Origin of the sequence: Affinirhizobium helianthi, assembly GCF_042680945.1 — a bacterium.
Classification (GTDB): domain Bacteria; phylum Pseudomonadota; class Alphaproteobacteria; order Rhizobiales; family Rhizobiaceae; genus Neorhizobium; species Neorhizobium helianthi.
On sequence record NZ_JBHUEQ010000050.1, the window covers coordinates 1 to 919 of the forward strand.

Annotated in this window: 1 protein-coding gene; it reads left to right on the forward strand. The window is 59.7% G+C overall.

The annotated features are described in order from the left end of the window. Window positions 1-11: 11 nt before the first annotated feature. On the forward strand, window positions 12-919 hold a 908-nt coding region (locus ACFSE1_RS19430; RefSeq protein ID WP_377405320.1), incomplete at its 3' end, for an IS5 family transposase.

Genomic DNA, 919 nt, shown 5'->3' on the forward strand with positions numbered 1-919 from the left:
GGGAGCGGATGATGCGGGGACAGCCTGGTTTCTTTGATCTGGACGAGCGTTATGAACGATTGAGCGCTGTGGGCGATCCGCTCGAGAATCTGAACAGCATCATCCCGTGGCCTGTGTTCGAGAAGCCGCTGGCCAAGGCGCTGAAGCGATCGGATGGATCGAAGGGTGGGCGTCCGCCGTTTCCTGCGGTGCTGATGTTCAAGATCCTGGTGCTCCAGGCGCTCTACAATCTCTCCGACGATCAGGCCGAGTTCGTCATTCAGGACCGGCTTTCGTTTATGCGGTTTCTGGGGCTTGGCCTTTCCGACAAGGTGCCGGACGCCAAGACGATCTGGCTATTCCGCGAAAGCCTGGTGCGGGCCGGTGCCATCGACAATCTGTTCGCCCGCTTCGACAAGCATCTGTCGCGGTCCGGATATCTGGCCAAGGGTGGGCAGATCGTCGATGCGACAATCATCCAGGCTCCGAGGCAGCACAACAGCCAGGACGAGAAAGACGCGATCAAAGCCGGAGAGATACCGCAGGACTGGAAGGAGAAGCCCGCCAAGCTTGCCCAGAAGGATCGCGATGCACGTTGGACGGTGAAGTATTCCAAGGCGAAGCAGCCGACGGACACGCCGACATCAGCCCATAAGAAGACCCATGACATCGCCATTCCCATGTTCGGTTACAAGAACCACGCGGGCATCGACCGGGCACATGGTTTTATCCGGGGATGGACGGTGACCAGTGCAGCCGCCCATGACGGCGCTCAGTTGAGAAACGTCGTGACCAAGGACAATACCGCCTCAACGGTCTGGGCCGACAGCGCCTACCGCTCCAAGGCCAACGAGGAGTGGTTGCAGGACAATGGCCTGAAGTCTGACATCCACCAGCGAAAGCCGAAGGGCAAGCCGATGCCGGAGACGATGTCGAGGGC